This window comes from Nocardia sp. NPDC056952 (assembly GCF_042674185.1).
Taxonomy (GTDB): domain Bacteria; phylum Actinomycetota; class Actinomycetes; order Mycobacteriales; family Mycobacteriaceae; genus Nocardia.
The window spans coordinates 222,640-241,545 of record NZ_JBHURA010000007.1 but is presented as its reverse complement, the minus strand read 5'-3'; the positions used below and the strand labels follow the sequence as shown (position 1 = coordinate 241,545).

Annotated in this window: 17 protein-coding genes; 8 read left to right on the top strand and 9 right to left on the bottom strand. The window is 68.2% G+C overall.

Annotated elements, in window-relative coordinates; genetic code table 11:
- The first annotated feature begins 44 nt into the window (after positions 1-44).
- Together ACFTS5_RS24395 and ACFTS5_RS24390 are read left to right on the top strand one after the other, a co-directional pair.
- Positions 45-587, top strand: a complete 543-nt coding sequence (locus ACFTS5_RS24395) for a DUF6069 family protein (RefSeq protein WP_378634952.1) — start codon at positions 45-47, stop codon at positions 585-587.
- 54 nt (positions 588-641) lie between these two features.
- On the top strand, positions 642-1,982 hold the full coding sequence (locus ACFTS5_RS24390; protein ID WP_378634949.1) for an amylo-alpha-1,6-glucosidase: 1,341 nt from the start codon (positions 642-644) through the stop codon (positions 1,980-1,982).
- Here ACFTS5_RS24390 and ACFTS5_RS24385 read toward each other — a convergent pair.
- On the bottom strand, positions 1,979-2,665 hold the full coding sequence (locus ACFTS5_RS24385) for a pentapeptide repeat-containing protein (protein WP_378634947.1): 687 nt from the start codon (positions 2,663-2,665) through the stop codon (positions 1,979-1,981). The genes ACFTS5_RS24390 and ACFTS5_RS24385 overlap by 4 nt on opposite strands.
- A gap of 131 nt (positions 2,666-2,796) precedes the next feature.
- Here ACFTS5_RS24385 and ACFTS5_RS24380 point away from each other — a divergent pair, with 131 nt between their 5' ends.
- A complete protein-coding gene (locus ACFTS5_RS24380) occupies positions 2,797-3,531 on the top strand; it encodes a glycoside hydrolase family 25 protein (protein ID WP_378634945.1) in 735 nt (244 codons plus the stop codon).
- A gap of 67 nt (positions 3,532-3,598) precedes the next feature.
- Here the strand turns inward: ACFTS5_RS24380 and ACFTS5_RS24375 are convergent, their stop codons facing one another.
- The 3 genes from ACFTS5_RS24375 to ACFTS5_RS24365 all read right to left on the bottom strand — a co-directional run bounded on the left by ACFTS5_RS24375 (position 3,599) and on the right by ACFTS5_RS24365 (position 7,234).
- Complete coding sequence (locus tag ACFTS5_RS24375; RefSeq protein WP_378634943.1) at positions 3,599-5,659, bottom strand: PhoX family protein; 2,061 nt, start codon at positions 5,657-5,659, stop codon at positions 3,599-3,601.
- A 156-nt stretch (positions 5,660-5,815) separates the two neighbouring features.
- Positions 5,816-6,616 carry a hypothetical protein gene (locus ACFTS5_RS24370; protein ID WP_378634940.1) on the bottom strand — a complete coding sequence of 267 codons (801 nt, stop codon included), beginning with the start codon at positions 6,614-6,616 and terminating at the stop codon, positions 5,816-5,818.
- 102 nt (positions 6,617-6,718) lie between these two features.
- Positions 6,719-7,234, bottom strand: coding sequence for a lipoprotein LpqH (locus tag ACFTS5_RS24365; protein WP_378634938.1), 516 nt, complete (start codon positions 7,232-7,234; stop codon positions 6,719-6,721).
- A gap of 158 nt (positions 7,235-7,392) precedes the next feature.
- Between ACFTS5_RS24365 and ACFTS5_RS24360 the strand changes: the two genes are divergently transcribed.
- Genes ACFTS5_RS24360 through ACFTS5_RS24345 form a run of 4 tightly spaced genes read left to right on the top strand, consistent with a single transcriptional unit; the run spans position 7,393 to position 12,588 of the window.
- Positions 7,393-8,703, top strand: coding sequence for a hypothetical protein (locus ACFTS5_RS24360; RefSeq protein WP_378635268.1), 1,311 nt, complete (start codon positions 7,393-7,395; stop codon positions 8,701-8,703).
- A complete protein-coding gene (locus tag ACFTS5_RS24355) occupies positions 8,703-9,791 on the top strand; it encodes a hypothetical protein (RefSeq protein ID WP_378634935.1) in 1,089 nt (362 codons plus the stop codon). The genes ACFTS5_RS24360 and ACFTS5_RS24355 overlap by 1 nt, the downstream gene beginning before the upstream one ends.
- Positions 9,791-11,305: a tetratricopeptide repeat protein gene (locus ACFTS5_RS24350; protein WP_378634933.1), complete on the top strand. Its 1,515-nt coding sequence runs from the start codon at positions 9,791-9,793 to the stop codon at positions 11,303-11,305. Before ACFTS5_RS24355 ends, ACFTS5_RS24350 begins: the two co-directional genes overlap by 1 nt.
- Entirely contained in the window at positions 11,302-12,588 is a 1,287-nt protein-coding gene (locus ACFTS5_RS24345) for a CHAT domain-containing protein (protein WP_378634930.1), read from the top strand. Before ACFTS5_RS24350 ends, ACFTS5_RS24345 begins: the two co-directional genes overlap by 4 nt.
- 4 nt (positions 12,589-12,592) lie before the next feature.
- Here the strand turns inward: ACFTS5_RS24345 and ACFTS5_RS24340 are convergent, their stop codons facing one another.
- The 5 genes from ACFTS5_RS24340 to ACFTS5_RS24320 all read right to left on the bottom strand — a co-directional run bounded on the left by ACFTS5_RS24340 (position 12,593) and on the right by ACFTS5_RS24320 (position 17,626).
- A complete protein-coding gene (locus ACFTS5_RS24340; RefSeq protein ID WP_378634929.1) occupies positions 12,593-13,660 on the bottom strand; it encodes an alpha/beta hydrolase in 1,068 nt (355 codons plus the stop codon).
- A gap of 137 nt (positions 13,661-13,797) precedes the next feature.
- Positions 13,798-14,094 carry a hypothetical protein gene (locus tag ACFTS5_RS24335; RefSeq protein WP_067454945.1) on the bottom strand — a complete coding sequence of 99 codons (297 nt, stop codon included), beginning with the start codon at positions 14,092-14,094 and terminating at the stop codon, positions 13,798-13,800.
- Positions 14,095-14,205: 111 nt separating this feature from the next.
- Complete coding sequence (locus tag ACFTS5_RS24330) at positions 14,206-14,931, bottom strand: amino acid ABC transporter ATP-binding protein (RefSeq protein WP_378634926.1); 726 nt, start codon at positions 14,929-14,931, stop codon at positions 14,206-14,208.
- Entirely contained in the window at positions 14,928-16,709 is a 1,782-nt protein-coding gene (locus ACFTS5_RS24325; protein ID WP_378634923.1) for an ABC transporter substrate-binding protein/permease, read from the bottom strand. Before ACFTS5_RS24325 ends, ACFTS5_RS24330 begins: the two co-directional genes overlap by 4 nt.
- 122 nt (positions 16,710-16,831) lie before the next feature.
- Positions 16,832-17,626 (bottom strand): LLM class F420-dependent oxidoreductase, encoded by a 795-nt coding sequence (locus ACFTS5_RS24320; protein WP_378634920.1) that lies wholly within the window; start codon positions 17,624-17,626, stop codon positions 16,832-16,834.
- Positions 17,627-17,762: 136 nt separating this feature from the next.
- Here ACFTS5_RS24320 and ACFTS5_RS24315 point away from each other — a divergent pair, with 136 nt between their 5' ends.
- Positions 17,763-18,842, top strand: coding sequence for an ABC transporter ATP-binding protein (locus ACFTS5_RS24315; RefSeq protein WP_378634918.1), 1,080 nt, complete (start codon positions 17,763-17,765; stop codon positions 18,840-18,842).
- Positions 18,843-18,906: the final 64 nt, after the last annotated feature.

Below are 18,906 nucleotides of genomic sequence, written 5' to 3'. Positions count from 1 at the left end.
CGTTTCCGCGCGCGGATGACAGCACCGACTAGTACCGTCGGACTATGACCGATCCCCGGTACAACTACGGACCAGCGGACCCGCAGTATCCCCAGCACCAGGGCCAGCCCCAGTACGGCCAGGGCCAGCCCCACTATCCCCAGGGCGAACCGGAGCCCAAGGTCAATGTGGGCAAGCTGTGGGCAGGCGGTATCGGCACGGCCGTCGTGGCCGCGTTGCTGGTGGTCGTCGCGATCATGCTCATCCGCGGGGTGCTCGGCATCGCGATCCTCTCGCCCGAGGGCGCGGGCGCGTACGGCACCGTCTCCACCACCTCCTACGCCATCGCCGCCGCGGCCGCCGCGCTGCTGGCCACGGCACTGTTGATGGTGCTGTTGCTGGCGATGCCGAGCCCGCTCACCTTCTTCACCTGGATCTGCCTGCTCCTGACGGCCGTCGCGGTGATTCTGCCGTTCACGCTGGTCGCCGACCTGGACGCCAAGATCGCGACCGCGGCGATCAACCTGCTGGTCGGGCTGTGCATCACCACCATGCTCAGCTCGGTCGGGTCGGCGGCGCAGAACACGCCGCGTCAAGCCGGGTACTGATCGTCACAGTGCCGTCGAGATGCCATAGGCCCTGCTCCACCGCAGAATAGATAGATGACCGACCCAGGTTTCACCTCGACGCAGCTCGCGGCCCGCGCCGCCTACCTCCTGCGGGGCAACGACCTGGGCACGATGACCAGTGCCGCGCCCCGCCTCTACCCGCACATGTGGAGCTGGGACGCGGCGTTCGTGGCGGTGGGGCTGGCGCCGTTGAGCGTGGAGCGGGCGGTGGTCGAGCTCGACACGCTGCTGTCGGCGCAGTGGAAGAACGGGATGATCCCGCACATCGTGTTCGCCAACGGCGTCGACGGATACTTTCCCGGGCCCGCGCGGTGGGAATGTCGCAAGCTGGCGAGCAACGCCCCCGACGGCCCCGATACCTCCGGCATCACCCAGCCGCCGGTGCACGCCATCGCCGTGCAGCGGATCCTCGACCATTCCCGCAGGCACGGCCGCTCCACCCGCGCGGTCGCCGAGGAATTCCTGAACCGCCGCTGGCCCGATCTGGTGCGCTGGCACCGCTGGCTCGCGCATGCCCGCGACCCCAAGGAAACCGGGCGCATCACGCTGTACCACGGCTGGGAATCCGGCATGGACAACTCCCCGCGCTGGGACCGCGCCTACGCCAATGTCGTTCCGGGGACGGATCTTCCGCCGTACCGGCGCGCGGACACCTCGATCATCTCCGACCCCACCCAGCGGCCGAGCGACCGTGAGTACGACCGCTACCTGTGGCTGGTCGAGCAGATGCGCCGCGCGAACTACGACGATTTCCAGCTCACCTCGGTGATGAGTTTCGCCGTGGAGGACGTGTTCGTGTCGGCGATCTTCGCACTGGCCTGCGAGGTGCTCGCCGATATCGGCGAGGAGTACAAACAACCGCACGCCGACGTCCGCGAACTGCACGGCTGGGCCGAACGTTTCCGCAAGGGCGTGGTCGCCACCACCGACGAACGGACCGGCGCCGCAAAGGACTACGACGTCCGCCTGCAACGCTGGATCAGTACCGAGACCCTCGCCATGTTCGCCCCGCTGATCTCGGGCGGCCTGCCGCGCCACGCCGAGCGCGCCCTCCTCAACACCTTCGAGGGCCCCCGTTTCTGCGGCCACCCCGACCTGCGCTACGCCCTGCCACCGTCCACCTCGCCGGTCTCCAAGGACTTCCGCTCCCGCGAATACTGGCGCGGCCCCGTCTGGCCGGTGATGAGCTGGCTGTTCTCCTGGGCCTTCGCCCGCCGTGGCTGGGCCGAGCGCTCCTACATGCTCCGCGCCGAAGGTCTGCGCCAGGCCAGTGACGGCAGCTTCGCCGAGTACTACGAGCCGTACACCGGCGCTCCGCTGGGGAGCATGCAGCAATCCTGGACTGCCGCTTCGGTTCTCGATTGGCTCGGCTAACTCTCCGCGATATCGGTGTGCCATTCGACGGTGATGCCGAGTTCGCGCGCGAGAGTCGACGCCAATCCCTCCGGGTCGCCGCCGTTGATGGTGGCGCCGCGCAGGGCGGTGATGCCGTAGATGCCGGTGAGGTCGCAGTCTTCGAAGCGCAGGTTCTGCTGGATGCGGGCGCCGGCGAAGCGGGCTCCGACGAGATTGCAGCGTTCGAAGCGGACGTTGCGGAACTCGGCGCTCTGGAAGTCGGCTTGACGTAGATCACAGTCGCGGAACACCACTGTGCGCAGACGGGATTGAGCGAAGGAGGACAGGTCGGCGCGCGTGGAGTCGATCAGGACGTCGCGGAGCACACCCGCGGTCCACGACAATCCGGTGAGACGACCGTGCTCGATCAGGGATTCGATCATCGACGAGTCATCGGCCTGAACGTTGGCCAGATCGCAGACTCGCAGCGTGGACTCGGCGATGGTGCTGTGCCGCAGGGTGCTCGGAAACCGAACGCTGTCGAACACGCAGGCCTCGACGCTGATGCCGGAGACGTGACGCTCGGCGAAATCCGCGTCGCGATATTCGACGTCGGTGACGGTCAGTTCGTCGATCGGGTCGTCGCCGGGCGAGACCGCGGGTCGCAGCGCCCCCGGCTTCGCGACCGCCGGTTCGAACCGCACCTCACGCTTGCGCGCCATGCCCACCACTTTCTGTCAGCCGATGTCCGCACCAAGATACGGGCACGGGCCGACAGGCTTTCCGTAACTATTCACAGACACTCACCAACACCACTGGTCACACAGGCAACAAGTCACTACGGTCGACGGCCATGGACACCAAGCGCTGGAGTTCGACGGTTCGTGGTTGTGTTGCGCTCATCGCCCTGGCCTGCGCGCTACCCGCTACCGCGCAGGCGGAGCCCAGCGGGCCGGATGTGTCGTCCTGGCAGCATGTGGACGGCCGGATGATCGACTGGCACGCGGTGCGCGCGGCCGGACACCAGTTCGCGATGGTGAAGGCCACCGAGGGACTGCACTACATCAATCCGTTCTTCGTGCAGGACAGCATTCTCATGCGCACCGCCGGGGTGGCGCGCGGCACCTACCATTTCGCACGCCCCGAACTGCCGCCCGAACCGCAGGCCGCGATGTACGCGGCGACGGTCCTCGGCCAGAACGGGCCCCTCGACCTGCCCCCGGTGCTCGACCTGGAGACCGCGGGTGGCCTGGCCCCCGCCGCCCTCATCGACTGGACCCACCGCTACCTCAACGCGCTGCAAACCCTCACCGGCCGCACGCCCATCATCTACACCTACCCGCACTTCTGGAAGACCGCGATGGCCGACACCAGCGCCTTCACCCGATACCCGCTCTGGATCGCCGACTACAGCGGCAACGACCAGCCCGAGGTCCCCGGCAACTGGCCCACCTGGACCTTCTGGCAAACCACCGACCGCGGCACGGTCCCCGGCATCCACGGCGGCACCGACGTCAACATCTACAGCGGCGCGCAAGGCGACCTCGCCCGCTTCGCCAACATGTCGGGAATGTTCGGCAGCAGCTGAGGACAGACATGACAAAACCGCCACTCGCCCAGCCGAGTAGCGGTTTCGTCAGCGGATCGGGGGTCGGCTAGACGCCGATTCGTCCGCCGTTCTTCTTCCAGACGACCGCCACGGCGGGACGCGGCTGAGAGGTGCCGCCGTCGGGCCAGTGGGACTGCGGGTTGTCGGGGGTGGCGTCATCGGCCTCGCCGGGGTGCTGGACCGACACGATGACGTGGGATTCGGTGACGATCGGGCCGCAGGTCTCCGCGCCCTTGGGCACGGTCAGGAACTGCTTGGTCTCACCGCGGTTGGGGCCGTCGAGGATCACCGAGAAGAGGCCGTCGTTGGTCTTGAGGGCGTTGCCGTCGGTGGAGATCCACAGGTTGCCGTACGGGTCGAAGGCCAGGTTGTCCGGGCAGGAGATCGGGCTGACCTTGGTCTTGTCGAAGCCGGCGAAATAGGTGTCGGCGGCGGCGGGGTCACCGCAGACCAGCAGCAGCGACCAGGTGAAGTCGGTGCCGGTGTGGTTGTCGGTGAGCTCGAGGACCTGGCCGTTCTTGTTCAGCTTGCGCGGGTTGGCCTCGTCGACACCCGGCTTGTCGTCCTTGGCGCGGTTGTCGTTGTTGGTCAGCGCCACGTAGACCTTGCCGGTGAACGGGTTGGCCTCGAAGTCTTCCGGGCGGTCCATCTTGGTGGCGCCGACCTTGTCGGCGGCCAGGCGGGTGAACACCGCCACCTCCGCGGCGGACATGCCGTCGACCAGGGACTTGCCCTTGCCGTCGTCGCCGGTCTCGAGCAGCGGAATCCACTGGCCCTTGCCGGTGAAGCCCTTGTCGGAGGGGACCGCGCCGCTGCCGTCGATCTTGTCGGCGTGGTCGCCGGTGAGCTTGGCGACGTAGAGGGTGCCCGCGTCGAGGATGGTCAGGTTGTGCCGCATCGCGGAAGCGCCGGTGCCGGACTGGATCTTGCGCGAGGACACGAACTTGTACATGTAGTCGAACTTCTCGTCGTCGCCGGTGTAGGAGACGACATCACCGGAGTCGGTGACGTAGATCGACGCGCCCTCGTGCTTGAGGCGACCCATCGCGGAGTGCTTGATCGGCGTGGCGGCGGCATCCCACGGGTTGACCTCGACGACATAGCCGAAACGGTTGGCCTCGTTGGGTTCCTGGCTCAGGTCGAAGCGCTTGTCGGTGCGCTCCCACTGGTTCGGCGTGCCGCCCTTGGGGAAGCCGTAGCGCTTGACGCGCCCCTGCGGGTCGGAGGCCTTGTCGCCGTTGGCGAAGTAGCCGTTGAAGTTCTCCTCACCGGAAAGCACTGTGCCCCAAGGAGTCACACCACCGGCGCAGTTGGCGAAGGTGCCGAGGACCTTCTTGCCCGAGGGGTCGGCACCGGTGACGGTGAACGCGCTGCCCGCGGCGGGACCGGTGAGCAGGAACTCGGTGTCGGCGGTGATGCGGCGGTTGTACTTACCGAAGACCGGGGTGAGCTTGCCGGAGCCCGCTTCGCCCTTGACCTCGACCACGGCCATGCCGTGGGCGGCCTTGGTGATCGCGATCTGCTCGTCGGTCGGCGCGTCTTTGTTGTACCCGCGGAACATCATCGGGCCGGTGGTGTACTCGTGGTTGACCACGAGCAGGTAGCTGTTGGCCTGGCCCTCGATCGGCATCAGCGCGGCGAAGTCGTTGTTGTAGCCGAACTGCTTCAGCTGCGCCGCGGCGGTCTGCTTGTCGAAGTCGAACGCGGGGGCGTCGGCGAAGATGGGGTCACCCCAGCGGATGACGACCTGCTGGTCGTAGCCCTCCGGAATGGTCAGCGCGTCTTCCTTGTTCGGCGCCACCGCCGTGAACGCCGTTCCGGTGCCGGGGGTTCCGGCCGGAGTCGGGGCCGGGGTCTTCGCGGCCTCGGAGTCGTCACCACAGGCGGCCAGCGCACTCGCGGCGCCGACAGCCAGCACCGCGGCCGCGCCGCCCTTGATCAGGCCACGGCGGTTGAGGCCGCTGACGATGTCACCGAAGTAGGCACCCTCCGAGGTGTTCGGGGGCTCGTGAAAGCAGGCGTTGCCGCACTTGTATTCACAGGTCAGGGCGGCGCGTGCCGACTGACCGTCATGCTTGACGAACAGGGCGAGCGGTTTCGGACTCACGGTGACTCCTGAGTAGAACGGACTCCGGGCACCGTAAGCAGCCCAAGCGAGCCATCGGGAACGCGTAGATGAACGGACGACCAAAACTCGGCGCGCGCTGTGACCGATCACGGATGGATCAGCCACAGCGCGCGCCGAGTGCGCAGGACGTTGTCATCAGGCGTTGACCGGAAGGGAGATCACCACTTCCTGCTCGTTGCCCGGGAGATAGTGCACCTGCACGATCCGGCCGACCTGCACGTGTCCGACCGCGGTGGGCGGCAGATACTTCTCGGCGCGAGTCTCGAACGTGGTGCCGTCCGGGCGGGTGACCACCAGACCGAGCGCGATCTCGGTGTAGCCGCCGCGGATGCGGCCGGGGACGTCCAGGCTGCGGACCACGGCCTGGGCAGCCAGCCCGCGTTCGGCGATGTCGAGCTTGCCCCGGGTGGTGATGCCCTTGCGGATGAGCGATTCGTTCATCGCGCGCTGGGCGGCGCCGTTGTCGCCGGAGCGGTCGACCTCGACCTTGTCGGTGCGGCCCGGCAGATACCGGACCGGCAGGACGACGCCCGGCTGCAGCAGGGCCAGCTCGGTGAGCGGCACGATCATCTTGGCGTGCGAGTCGAAGACCTTTCCGTCGGACCCCTCGACCCGGAAAGCGATCTTGACCTGTGGTTGGTCGTTCACCGAGACGCCGGTCTGCCGAAACGAGGTGATGGTGCCGATACCGACCGCGGCGTCGCGGAACTCGCTGCTGTTGCGGCCGGTGAAGGCTTCGAGAATGCCGTCGCCGGTGAAGGCGAAGACGATCGGGACGATGGTGAGCGCGATGATCGGCAGGGCCATCTGGGGACCGACCCAGCCGAGCATCGCGCCGGTGTATTCGTCGGGGGTGTAGGTGAGGCCGTAGAAGAGGTAGTAGCCGATGGCGAGGATTCCGAAGGCGACCGCGGCCGCACGCAGTTTGGATTTCATGATTTCTCCTTGGATGGATGCGACCGGGTCGCGAACGATCAGGCGTACCTCCGCATTCGCTCCGGCCATGCGCGGCTGAGGAGCGCTGCGCGCCTGTGTCGATCAGGCGCCGACGATGGTGGAGCAGGCGAAGGTGATGTCGAACTTCACCGTCGACGGGCCCGCCAGCGGGTTGGTCATGTCGGCGCTGATGCCCTCGCCGGTGATGCGGTAGGTGTTGCCGTCCTTGGCCAGGGTCGCGGAACCGCCGGGCTGGCCGTTGCCGTAGCCGACGGCGTAGGGCAGGCCGTTGGCGCCGCCCTGGCTACCGCCGATGGCGACCGCCTGGACCTTCTCGCCTTCGACCGACGCGCTGACCGAGAGGCTGCCGTAGGTGGCGTTGGCCGTATCGGTGAGCGCCAGCGCGAGGGTGCCTGCCTGCTTGGCGCAGGTGGTGTCGAACTTCGCGGTGAATTCCTTGCCGTCGACAGTGGCGGTGGACTTGCCCGCGGCCGGGGCCGGAGCGGCCGATCCGGCGGTGCTCGGGGAGGTGGTGCCGGCATCGTCGCTGCAACCGGTGACGAACAGCGCGGTGGCGGCGGCGGAAGCGGCGAGGGCGGCGATCAGCTTGGTGTTCATGGTGGTTTCCGTTTCTCTCGGTGTGACCGGGCTGGTAACCCGTTGAGAGAAAGGTAGAAAACTTTTCCCGCCTACCGATCCCAACTTTCGTGCTCGGCAACCGCCGCACCGGCCGCCGAAAATACCTATAACCTGGTCGGATGCGGAGACCGCGCGCCATGGTGCTCGATGAGGTGTGGCGGGGACTCGACGGCGTCGACGCGCTGAGCGGGGCCGACGGTGGGCCGTTGCGGCGGACGGTGAAGTTGATTCTCGATCCGCTGGTACTGCGGCCGATGCAGCATCCCGGGCTGGCGTCGAGCATGCTCGACGAGGACGGGATCGCGCTGCTCACGGCACTGCTGCACGCGCAGTCCGATGCGCTGCGGGCGTGTGCGGCGTGGTTCGTCGTCCTGAAGCAGGTGCGGCGCAGGCTGCGGATCACCGAGGGGAACGCCCAGGATCTGTACTTCCAGCGCTGCTTCGAGCTGGCGACCGTAGACGGTGCGCCGGAGGGCGACCGCGCGCACGCGAGGGCCGAGGCGACGCTGCGCGAAGTCCACGACAGCACCGGTGGGCGCACCACCGCCGCGCTGAAACGCCATGTGACCGACCCGGCTCGAGCACCAGGGCTGGCCGAGCTGTTGGACATCGCCTGGGCACGCCGCCCGCTCGCCCCCTACGGCGCAAGGGATCTGGCGGCCGAGCTGACCGAGCTGCTCGAAGCCTGCACGCTCGCTCGTTCGGGGGATCCGGCCGATGCGGGGCCGCTGTTCGACGACATCGTCGACAGCGGTGCCGGCACCCGACGCGGGATCGCCCTGTGGCTCGCGCATCCCGACGCGGGCGCCGACGACCTGGGGCTCACCATCTGTGCCAGCCCACAGCGACCCGAGCTCGGCGCGTCCGCGTCGACCGCGAGTCTCGGTCTGCCCTTCGACCGGACCGTGTACGAGCGGGTCTTCACGGTGTTGCAGGGCAGCATCGATCGGACCGACCTCCCCGAGATTCCGGAGCTGGTCACGCGGGAGATCTCGCGCAGTTGTTCGCCATGGGGACTGCTCGACGAATCGCTACGGGTCGCCGCGGCGGCGGGTTCCGAACTGGCGCTGGGTCTCTCCCCGTTCGGTACCCCGGCGGCGGTCGACCCGGCTCCTTCGTCGCGTGCGCACGAGGTGGTCAACGGTCGCTGGCGGCGGGAAGGGTATGTGCTGCAGGCGCGCCGGTACGCGGTGCACGTGGTCGACGGGCAGACAGGACCGCTCGCGGCGGTCGCCGCCGAGTTACACGCGCCGTGGCGGCCGTATTCGCGCAGGTTGTGGGTGCGTTTGCACGGCCGGGATGTGCGCGAGCTGCCGGTGTTCGATCCCGGTGAGCTGTGGGATCTGCTCGACGGTGTCGCCCGGTCGGTGATCCTGGACCACCGCACGCGGGTGAAACAGGCGCTGACCGCCGACACCGTGGCCGATGTGGAAGCGAGGGCCAGCTGATGACAGTCGTGCACCTTCGCCATGCGGAGCCGGGCTTGCTGGTGATCGCTCCGGAGCGGGCGCCACTGGTCACCGATGCCGCGCCGGGGCTCGATGTGCTGGTTATCGAGGTCGTGGGAGGGCATCTGAGCTGGAGCCTGTTCGACGACGAGTCGGTGCCCGCCGCAGTACTCGACGACGTCGATGCCGCACAGGATTGGGTGTGGGCGGTGTACGGCGAAGAGGTCGCCTCGGCGCTCGCGGACAACCGGCCCGGAGAGCTGACAGCCGCGCCCGCCCGACGCGCTTCGGCGGCGGCCCTGCGGCGACTTGCCTACGCGCACTGGGCGAGCCGGTGGTGGCCCGCGTCGACTATCGACGGCATTCCCGCCCTGGATCCGCGGCTGCTGGTCGAGGAAATCGGCTTGCTCACCGCGAAATGCGAAATGGCGGTCGACGGCGACGACGAGCCCGGCACCGGCTCGTCGATACCGGGCACGCAGGAAGACTTCGGGTTGTCCGACTCCACCGACGAGCGAAGGCCGCTCGGCGAGTCGACAGGATCACGGGGTCGCGCGCAGGACTACGCCTTGGCGGCCGGCGGCGCCGACTCGTCCGACGGGCTGATCGTGGCGCGCGGCAGTGGCGGCTGGGACTGGCGACGTTGCCCGCCCGGCATTCTCGACGCGGGCGAGCACGCCGTGTCGTGGCAGGTATCCCGCGCGGGCGGGGTGTCGACGGTGCGGGTCAGCGTGGTCGCCGCGCCGGATTGCCGGCGACTCGTCCCCGAACACCTTCGCCCGCACGCGCGCGTACGAGTGCGGCTGCCCGACGGCACTGAGCACGCCCCACCGGGACCCGATGTCGAGATGCCCTTGCATCTGCGGGGCGATGCCTGGACCGGCTCGGCGCGAATCCCCGGTACACCGGAAAGCTCGCCGGAGATCACCGTTTTCGTGCCCGGCGTCGGCCCTGCCGATCCGCTGGAAGACGAGTCGGCCGCCCGGGATCGGATCCGCCGATTCGCCCGCGCCCGGCTCACCGAACACACCGGCGACCAGCGCCTGAGCGCCGAAACAGCGGCCGCTGAAACAGACGAGGACTTCTGATGGCAGCCACGGGCAGGACATCCGATCGCGACGACGCCCAGCTCACCGCGGGGTACGCGGCCTATCAGCGTGGCGATGTGATCGCGGCACTGGAGATCTTCGAGCGGGCGGCCGACGGTGCGGCGCCGCGATTGCGCAGTGCCGCGCTGATCAACGCCGCGAGTATGGCCGACGAGCTCGGGGAGCATCGGCGCTCGGTGGTGCTGTTCCGAACGGCTCTTGCGGAAATGCCCGACGATGCCGCACATCAGCGACCTGCGGCGTTGGTGAATCTGTCGCAGGCCTTCCAGCATCTGGGCGAGTTCGATGCCGCGCAGGATGTGCTCGAGGAGGCGCGTGCGCTGCTCGCCGACAGCACCGATCAGGGGCTGCTGCGGGTGGCGTGCCTGTTGTCGCTGACGGCGGTCGCGCTGCATCGGCAGCAGTGGGCGCGCGCCGGTGAGCTGGCGGTCGAATCTCTCGGTGTGACGGAGCGTTTCGCGCCGGAGCTGGCCGGTCACCCGTTGATGAACCTGGCGGCCTGTTCGTTCGAGACCGGCCGCTGGGAACTGGCTATCGACTTCGCGCGCCAGGGGGTGGCCGCTTTCGCCGCGGCGGGCGAGGCCGCCTCGGTCGCGGAGTCGCAGCAGAATCTGGCCACGATGCTGGTGCGGGCCGGGCATTTCGACGAGGCCGAGGAGCCGTTGCTGGCCAGTCAGGAGTTCTTCGAGGCCGGTGAACTGGGCCACTGGTCCGGGATCGGGTCGAAGACGATGGGTTTCCTCGCCGAACGCCGGGGTGACTTCACCACGGCGCGTGCGTTTTACGAGCGGGCACTGGATCGGTTCGACGCCACCGGCGCGGTGGTGGACGCGGCGGACGTGCGGCTGCGCCTGGCCACCGTCGCCTGTGCGGAAGGCGATCTCGCTGGCGCCGAGCAGCTACTGGACACCTCGTTCGCGGCCTACGCCGCCCAGGGACTCGGGATGCACTGCGCCCAGCTCGACTACTGGCACGCCGAACTCCTCCATGCCTCGATCGAGCAAGCGGCACAACCCGATCCGGACCTGGTGGCCCGCGCGGTGTCCCTGGCGGTCCCCGCCGCCCTCGCCATCGATGCCGTCCGCCACACCCTCCCCAACGGCAACCAGCGTGAACACTGGCACCGCACCGTCGCCGAACCCGCCATGCGCGTCGCCTTCCGATGCGCCGCCCTCGCCGGAAACGGTCAACTGGTGAGCGATCTGATCGAGACGCAGTGCGCTGGAACCACTCTCGATACCACCGCGTACACCGACGTCACGGCGCCTACCCTCGAATTCCAGCTGTTCGATCCCGAGCCCGCCGAGCAGATCACCACACCGGCCCTGCAACTCGGCGCCGCGCTCGCCGATGTCGCCGCCGCCGCGGGCATCCCCGTCGCGCCACCACCCCGGCTGACCGACCAAGGCCGCATCGTCCTGGCGGACTTCATCTCCCACGCCGAGCAACGCTACGGACGCCCCGTCCGCGACCGCCGGGTGATCGCGCTGTGAACGAGCCGGCGACGGGAACGCCTTCGGCTGCCGAACTCAGCAGTGTGCCGACAGCCTTCATCAGGCTGGCCGACGCGGGTGACGTGTACGTGTCGTGGCGATGGGCCGGCGACGCGTTGGCGCGTGGCGTAGCGGTACTGCCCCGAGACCATGTGCGCGAGACACTGCGACTGCTGACCGACGCGGTACCCGACCCCGCGCGACCCGACGATCTGCGGCGGGTCATGACCACGGGGGCACTGGTCGATCCCGAGGCGGAAAGTGCGCTGGCACAGGCTTTGTCACGCACCCTGCTGCCCTATGGGCTCGCCGTGCAGCTGTACGAACTGTCGCAGCGTGGGATTCGGCCGCATCTGCGGATCCAGCCTTCACCCAGGCTGGCGCAGGTGCCGTGGGAGATCCTCGCCCCCGACGCGGGGATCCGGCTGCTGGACATCGCCGACATCAGCCTGCTCGCACCGGTCTCGGTGGTGCACGCGCCGGATCGCATCGCGCACCGCTGGAACGATACTCGCGAGTTACCCGTGGTCGCGGTGCTCGATCCGCGCGTGCCCGGGTTTCGCGCGGACTCCGAACTCGGCTCGGTGCTCGGCAGGCCGTCGGCGGAAACCCTGGTGGCACAACACTTCGGCCGCTACGGAGATCGCGTGGTTCCCCGTGTCGACGACACGGTCGAACTCTTCCGGCGCGCCGACACCGACCGCGACTGGTTGTCCGAGGTGCTGCGGACGGGCGCGAGCCGACTCGTCTACGTCGGCCATGTCACCGCTCCCGCACCGGAATCGGGCCGGAGCGAACACGCCGAGCTCCACCTGAGCTGCACCGCCGACACCCGGGGCTTCGCGGCGACGAACCGCACCCATCGCCCGCTCTCGGCGAAAGACCTTCTCCTCGGCACCCATACGCTCGACTCCACCCCCGTCCCTGGACGTGACCGGTGGCCGATGCCGAGCCGCGTCGCCCTCATCGCCTGTGAAAGCGGCGGCGACCTGCGTTTCACCGAGGCCCTCGGTCTCACCACCGCGGCCCTGTCGGCGGGCGCCGAGCTCGTCACCGCCACCCGCTGGCCGCTGCCCACCGACCACGCCTTCCACACCCTCACCCCCACCACGGGCCACCCGCTGCAGGCCGCGATCTGCGCCGTGGACACCGCTCACGATTCCTCCACACCCGTCCCCACCCTGCTGACCTGGCAGCGGTCACAGTTGTCCGCATGGCGCGACGCTCCGGCGGCCGAGAACTCGCCCCTGCTCTGGGCCGCCTTCGCGACCGTCACCGACTGAACGGCTATTCGGGCAATCCCAGACCCGCGGCCAGCACCGGCCACGACCGATAGAAGGCATCACGCCAATAGCCCCAGGAGTGCGTGCCGCTCGCTTGACGATCGAAGGTGGCGGGAATCCCCAACTCGTCGAGCCGGGACTCGAGGTTGCGGGTGCACCAGTTGACCGCGGCCTCGATGATCCCGCCGACGACGAGCTGGTTGGCCAGGCCGAACGGCGTCGGATTCATCATGTACGGGTCGTCGATGCGGTCGTGCGGGCCCGGCAGGCCGGAGGCGTCCGAGACGAACAGCCTGGTGCCGCGCAGCTTCTCGGCGTGGACGACCGGGTCGTTGGCGACCCAGGCCGGGTCGTCGTCGGCACCGTACATATTGCCGACGTCACCGCCGCCGTAGGTCTCCACGACCAGCTTGGTGAACTGCTTGCCGATCGGGTCGGAGATCTGCGCGCAGCCGCTGTAGCCGGCGACGGACTGGTAGAAGCCCGGCTTGGCCTCGGCCAATTGCAGGACGGCAGTCGCGGTCATCGAGTTGGCGGCGATGGCGTTGACGCCGTTGGTGCCCAGTGCCGCGTCGACCAGGGGTGGGAGTTCCTCGAGGAGGAAGGTGCGCCACTTGTTGCGGCCGAGCGCGGGGTCGTCTTGCTGCCAGTCGGTGTAGTACGCCCAGGCGCCGCCGATCGGCATCACCACATTGACGTCCTTGGTGGCGAGGAAATCGCCGACATCGGTGTTCTGCCACCAGGTCGCGCGGTCCTCGCCGCCCCCGGCGCCGTTGAGGAGGTAGAGCGCCGGGCGCGGCACAGAGGCGTCTTTCGGACGCTGCACCTTCACGGTGATGCCCTTGTTCATCGCGGCGGAGAAGACCAGCATGGTCAGATTTCGATCATCGACCCTGCTCGAGATGATGTTCGAGCCGTTCGCGGTGGTCGGCGTCGCGAGGAGCTTCTTGGCTTCGATGATCGGATCGCGCCCGTCGGCCAGGCCGTTGCCCGCGCCGAAGGTGGCGACGCATGCTGCCAGCACGCTGCCGACGACACCGAAAGCCATTGTGCGCCTGATTGTTCTGCCCATCGACCGAGAATCCCCATTCGTGAATCGGCAGGCATGACGCAGGCCGCAGGCACAGACAGTATCCGGGGAACCGATCGATCGTCGAGCCAGAGGTAGTACGGGCAGCCGACCCCACCGGGGCGGGGTCGGCCTGGTGGTCAGTGATCGTCGTAATGGTCCGCGTGGGCGGCGTGGCGGTGGCCGTCGTGGATGTAGTCGACGTGGTCGCCGTGCGGGACCGCGACATGACCACAACCGGGGCCGTGCTCGTGGGTGTGGGCGGTGTGCTCGACGTGTGCTGAGGTCTCGCACTCGTCGAAATGGCCGTCGTGTTCGCGGTGCAGGTGACCGTCGTGGACGTAGTCGACGTGATCCTCGTGCGGAACGGCGACGTGGCCGCAGGTGGGGCCGTGGACATGGGTGTGCTGCGGGTGTTCGGCGTGCGTGGTGGTCATCGGCTCTCTCTTTCCGGTTTCCCGGAACTCGGTCCGGTACTGATCGAATGGAGCTGAAGCACTTCCGACATTAGCAGTTGCGCATGCGTTGCTGCGAGGCCCCTTACCTGGTCAGAGGACCTGATCTAGGAAGCGTCGCAGGCGTGGCGTCTTGGCGTCGTCGAACAGGGCGTCGGGGCTGCCGGTCTCCACGACGACGCCCTGATCCATGAACACGACGCTGTCGGAGACCTCGCGGGCGAACCCCATCTCGTGGGTCACCACGATCATCGACATGCCGCCCGAGGCGAGGTCGGCCATCAGCGCCAGCACGCCCTTCACCAGCTCGGGGTCCAGCGCCGAGGTGGCCTCGTCGAAGAACATCAGCTCCGGTTTCATGGCCAGCGCGCGGGCGATGGCGACGCGCTGCTGCTGGCCGCCCGACAGCGAGGCGGGCCGGGCGTCGGCCTTGTCGGCCAGGCCGACGATCTCGAGCTGTTCGATCGCCAGGGCACGGGCCTCGTCGGCGGACAGGCCACGCAGTTTGCGGGGGCCGAGCACGATGTTGTCGGCGACGGTCTTGTGGGGGAACAGGTTGAACTGCTGGAAGACCATGCCGATACGCTGGCGCAGCTTGTCGGGGTTGTCCTTCAGCACCGACTTGCCGTCGAGCAGTACGTCGCCGGAATCGGGTTCGTGCAGGCGGTTGAGCACGCGCAGCAGCGTCGACTTACCCGAGCCGGATGGGCCGATGACGGTGGTGGCGTGGCCCGCCTCGACATGGATGTCGACACCGCGCAGGATGTGGTTGTTGCCGAGCGTCAGATTGAGCCCGGTGCCGGTCAACGATGCGCTCATGCGCCTCGCCCTTCTGTGATGACTGCCTGCTCGATCGGGTCGGCGGGAGTGGGTTTGCCGGTGCGCATGCGCTGGTCGATGTAGTTGACCAGGTGGGTGAGCGGGATGGTGAGCACCAGGTACATCAGGCCCGCCGCGACCAGTGGGGAGAGGTTGCCGGTCTGGGCGTTGAGGTCGCGGCCGACGGCGAACAGTTCGCGCTGCGAGGCGAGCAGACCGAGGAAATAGATCAGCGACGAGTCCTTGATCAGCGCGATGAACTGGTTCATCAGCGCGGGCAGCACCCGGCGCACACCCTGCGGAATCACCACCAGCGTCATCGACTGCCGGTACCCGAAGCCGATCGCGCGCGCGGCTTCGAGCTGACCGGGCTCCACCGACTGGATACCGGAGCGGAAGATCTCGCCGATATAGGCCGACGAGAGCAGAGCCAGCGCCACCGCGCCGAGCCAGTACGGGTTGCCGCCGGTGATATTGCGGACCACCGGGCCGATGCCGAGACCGATGAGCAGGATGATCACCACGGCGGGCAGGCCACGGAAGATGTCGGTGTAGACGCGGGCGGGCCAGCGCAACCAGCGGGTGCGGGAAATGCCCATCACCGCGAGCAACATGCCGATCACGGTGCCGAGGACACCCGAGACCAACGCCAGGATCAGGGTATTCGGCAGACCGGTCTTGATCAGATCGGGAAAAGCCTTGCGGTACAACGACCAATCGAAGAACGTGTCCTTCAACTGTTGCAGCGTCGACTTCTGCGCGACCTGTTCGGTCTCCCCCGGCTGGTTCTCGGCCGCGAGCGCTTTGAAGTCCGGGAGCTGGGGTGTGGGAGCCGCTTTGGAGCCCGGCTTCCACCCCGGCGGGAGTTCACGCGGCACCCAATCGGCGTACAGGCGGGCATAGGTGCCGTCTGCGATCACCGCGTCCAAGCCGGAGTTGAGCGCGTCGATCAGCGGCTGGTTGTTCTTGGCCACCGCGTAGCCGACGAAGTTGTCGAGGCTGAAGGTGTTCTGCGAGACCACGATTCCGTCGCCCGGTTTGATCGCGCCCTCGGCCTGCGCCGACGGTGCGACCCAGGCGTCGACCTGGCCGGACTTCAGGTTCGCGTAGGCGGTGTTGTAGTCGGGAAACTTCACCGGATCCAGCTTCAGCTGGTTCACCACGAATTCGTCCTGCACGGTCCCCTGCACCACCGCGATGCGCGAGCTCTGGTTCAGGTCACCGAAGCCCTTCACCGCGCTGCCCTGCGGAACGACCAGGGAGAAGTAGCCGAAGTCGTAGCCGTTGGTGAAGCCGACCAGTTCGCGCCGGGCATCGGTGGTGGTGATGTTGGACGAGCCGACGTCGAAACGCTTGCCCGACACCTGGGCGAGCAGACCGGCGAACTCGGTGCCGGAGAACTCCACGCGCAAGCCGAGTTTCGCGCCGATCGCGGTGAGGAGTTCGTTGTCGAAGCCGGTGAAGGCGCCCTCGCTGTTGACGCAGATGCTGGGCGGCGCGTCGGACAGGGTGCCGACGCTCAGGGTGCCCGGGTTGAGCAGACCGAGTTTCGTGGTGTCGATCGAGTCGACCGGCACGGTTGTCGCGGTGGTGTAGCGATCGGCGCCCGCGGTTTCGCCCGCGGCCAGATTGGTCGGCGCGGCAGCTGCGGCGCTCGGTCCCGGTGGCGAACAGAGGTCACGCGCGGAGCTGCTCTCGGAGCCGCCACAACCGGTCGCCGCGACGCCGACGAGGAGCAAGAGGGCAGCGATCCGCGCCCGAGTTCGTACACCTGCCATGCCGATAGACCCTAGCCGCAACCTTGCACAGCGAAGGTTACGCAGGGCTGCGGCTCACGGTGTCGATCCACGACGACAGCCGGTCGAGTCCCGGAAGCGGGTTTGCCGCAGCGTGATCGAAATTACGCGAGGCCCTCCAGGACGGCCGGGTTCGTCTCGTCACGCCATTCGATGGCGCGCCGGACTTCGGTGAGGTCGTAGCCGGGGCCGGAAACACCCACGGTGAACAGGGTGACGCCCGCATCGTGCAGCGCCTTCGCCTCGTCGCGACCCTGCCACTGCACCGAACGCTCGATCCGCGAGTCGTCGGTACCGACGACGGCCGCGTGCTCGGCCAGCACCTTGTTCTTGCGGCCGAGAGTCGCCGCGTCGGCGAAGGAGTGCCAGATGTCGGCGTACTCGGCGACCAGGCGCAGCGTCTTGCGCTCACCACCGCCGCCGATCAGGATCGGGATGTCGCGGACCGGCGGCGGGTTCAGCTTCCCGAGCCTGGCGGTGATGCGCGCCATGCTTTCCTTCAACAGGGTCAGCCTGCTGCCCGGCGTACCGAACTCGTAGCCGTACTCGTCGTAGTCACGCTCGAACCAGCCCGCGCCGATGCCGAGGATCAGCCTGCCGCCGCTGATGTTGTCCACCGTGCGCGCCATATCCGCGAGCAGGTCGGGATTGCGGTAGCCGCCACCGGTGACCAGCGCGCCGAGTTCGACCCGCTCGGTCTGCTCCGCCCACGCGCCGAGCATCGTCCAGCATTCGAAATGCGCGCCCGCCGGGTCGCCGGTGAGCGGGAAGAAGTGATCCCAGTTGAAGACGATGTCGACTCCGGCGTCCTCGGCCCGCAACACCGCGTCGCGGATCAGACCGTAATCGGGCGCGTGCTGCGGTTGAAGCTGGACTCCGATACGGACCGGACGACTCATCTCGCTGGCTCCTCGACGGCTCGGGTTGGCACCGCGACCGAGGCTACCCGGCGCTGTTGTGGGCCGCTACGATCCCAGCGACCCACTACTCGGATCGTCCGGCACGTTCCTGCCGGGATGGGATGTTGATCTACGCATGGCTACCGTGACTTTCGACCGCGCTACCCGGCTCTACGCCGGTGCCACCAAACCCGCGGTCGACGCACTCGACCTGGAGATCGCCGACGGCGAATTCCTCGTACTCGTCGGACCCTCCGGGTGTGGCAAATCGACCTCGCTGCGCATGCTGGCCGGCCTCGAGGAGGTCAACGCCGGGTGCATCCGGATCGGCGACAAGGACGTGACCAACGCCGAACCCAAGGATCGCGATATCGCGATGGTGTTCCAGAACTACGCGCTCTACCCGCACATGTCGGTCGCGGAGAACATGGGCTTCGCGCTGAAGCTGGCCAAGGTCTCCAAGGCCGAGCGCGACGAGCGGGTGCTCGAGGCAGCCAAGCTCCTCGACCTCGAGCAGTACCTCGACCGTAAGCCGAAGGCGCTGTCGGGCGGACAGCGCCAGCGCGTGGCGATGGGGCGCGCGATCGTGCGGCAGCCGCGGGTGTTCCTGATGGACGAGCCGCTGTCGAACCTCGACGCGAAGCTGCGCGTGCAGACCCGTACCCAGATCGCCCAGTTGCAGCGCCGGCTCGGCACCACCACCGTCTACGTCACGCACGACCAGGTCGAGGCGATGACGATGGGCGACCGTGTGGCGGTTCTCAAGGACGGACTGCTCCAGCAGTGCGCCTCGCCGCGCGACCTCTACCGCGATCCGGCGAACATGTTCGTCGCCGGATTCATGGGTTCGCCCGCGATGAACCTGTTCACCCTCCCCGTCGACGACGGCGCCGTGACCATCGGCGGCTACCCGGTACGGGTGCCGCGCGCGGTGGCCGACGCGGGTGAGGGCTCCGTGGTCCTCGGCATCCGCCCCGAACATCTCGAGGTCGGCGACGGCGGCCTCGAATTGGAGGTCGACGTCGTGGAGGAGCTGGGCTCCGACGCCTACGTCTACGGTCGCGCCCTCGCGGCGGGAGCCGGCGGCCAGACCGGGGAAACGATTGTGGCGCGCGTGGATTGGCGCAACCCGCCGTCCAAGGGCGATCGCCTCCGCCTGACCACCGACCCCGAACACGTGTACTTCTTCAGCGTGGACGGCCGGCGCCTGCGCTGATCCGGATGCGCGGGCGGCTCGTGGATCGAGTCGCCCGCGCGTGATTGCGCTGTGCGCGTAGACG

Coding starts and splice junctions, on each gene's coding strand:
- ACFTS5_RS24315 (WP_378634918.1), top strand. CDS start 17,763: ATGGCTACCGTGACTTTCGACCGCGCTACCCGGCTCTACGCCGGTGCC.
- ACFTS5_RS24335 (WP_067454945.1), bottom strand. CDS start 14,094: ATGACCACCACGCACGCCGAACACCCGCAGCACACCCATGTCCACGGC.
- ACFTS5_RS24370 (WP_378634940.1), bottom strand. CDS start 6,616: ATGAAATCCAAACTGCGTGCGGCCGCGGTCGCCTTCGGAATCCTCGCC.
- ACFTS5_RS24395 (WP_378634952.1), top strand. CDS start 45: ATGACCGATCCCCGGTACAACTACGGACCAGCGGACCCGCAGTATCCC.
- ACFTS5_RS24340 (WP_378634929.1), bottom strand. CDS start 13,660: ATGGGCAGAACAATCAGGCGCACAATGGCTTTCGGTGTCGTCGGCAGC.
- ACFTS5_RS24360 (WP_378635268.1), top strand. CDS start 7,393: ATGGTGCTCGATGAGGTGTGGCGGGGACTCGACGGCGTCGACGCGCTG.
- ACFTS5_RS24385 (WP_378634947.1), bottom strand. CDS start 2,665: ATGGCGCGCAAGCGTGAGGTGCGGTTCGAACCGGCGGTCGCGAAGCCG.
- ACFTS5_RS24390 (WP_378634949.1), top strand. CDS start 642: ATGACCGACCCAGGTTTCACCTCGACGCAGCTCGCGGCCCGCGCCGCC.
- ACFTS5_RS24330 (WP_378634926.1), bottom strand. CDS start 14,931: ATGAGCGCATCGTTGACCGGCACCGGGCTCAATCTGACGCTCGGCAAC.
- ACFTS5_RS24325 (WP_378634923.1), bottom strand. CDS start 16,709: ATGGCAGGTGTACGAACTCGGGCGCGGATCGCTGCCCTCTTGCTCCTC.
- ACFTS5_RS24350 (WP_378634933.1), top strand. CDS start 9,791: ATGGCAGCCACGGGCAGGACATCCGATCGCGACGACGCCCAGCTCACC.
- ACFTS5_RS24380 (WP_378634945.1), top strand. CDS start 2,797: ATGGACACCAAGCGCTGGAGTTCGACGGTTCGTGGTTGTGTTGCGCTC.
- ACFTS5_RS24320 (WP_378634920.1), bottom strand. CDS start 17,626: ATGAGTCGTCCGGTCCGTATCGGAGTCCAGCTTCAACCGCAGCACGCG.
- ACFTS5_RS24365 (WP_378634938.1), bottom strand. CDS start 7,234: ATGAACACCAAGCTGATCGCCGCCCTCGCCGCTTCCGCCGCCGCCACC.
- ACFTS5_RS24355 (WP_378634935.1), top strand. CDS start 8,703: ATGACAGTCGTGCACCTTCGCCATGCGGAGCCGGGCTTGCTGGTGATC.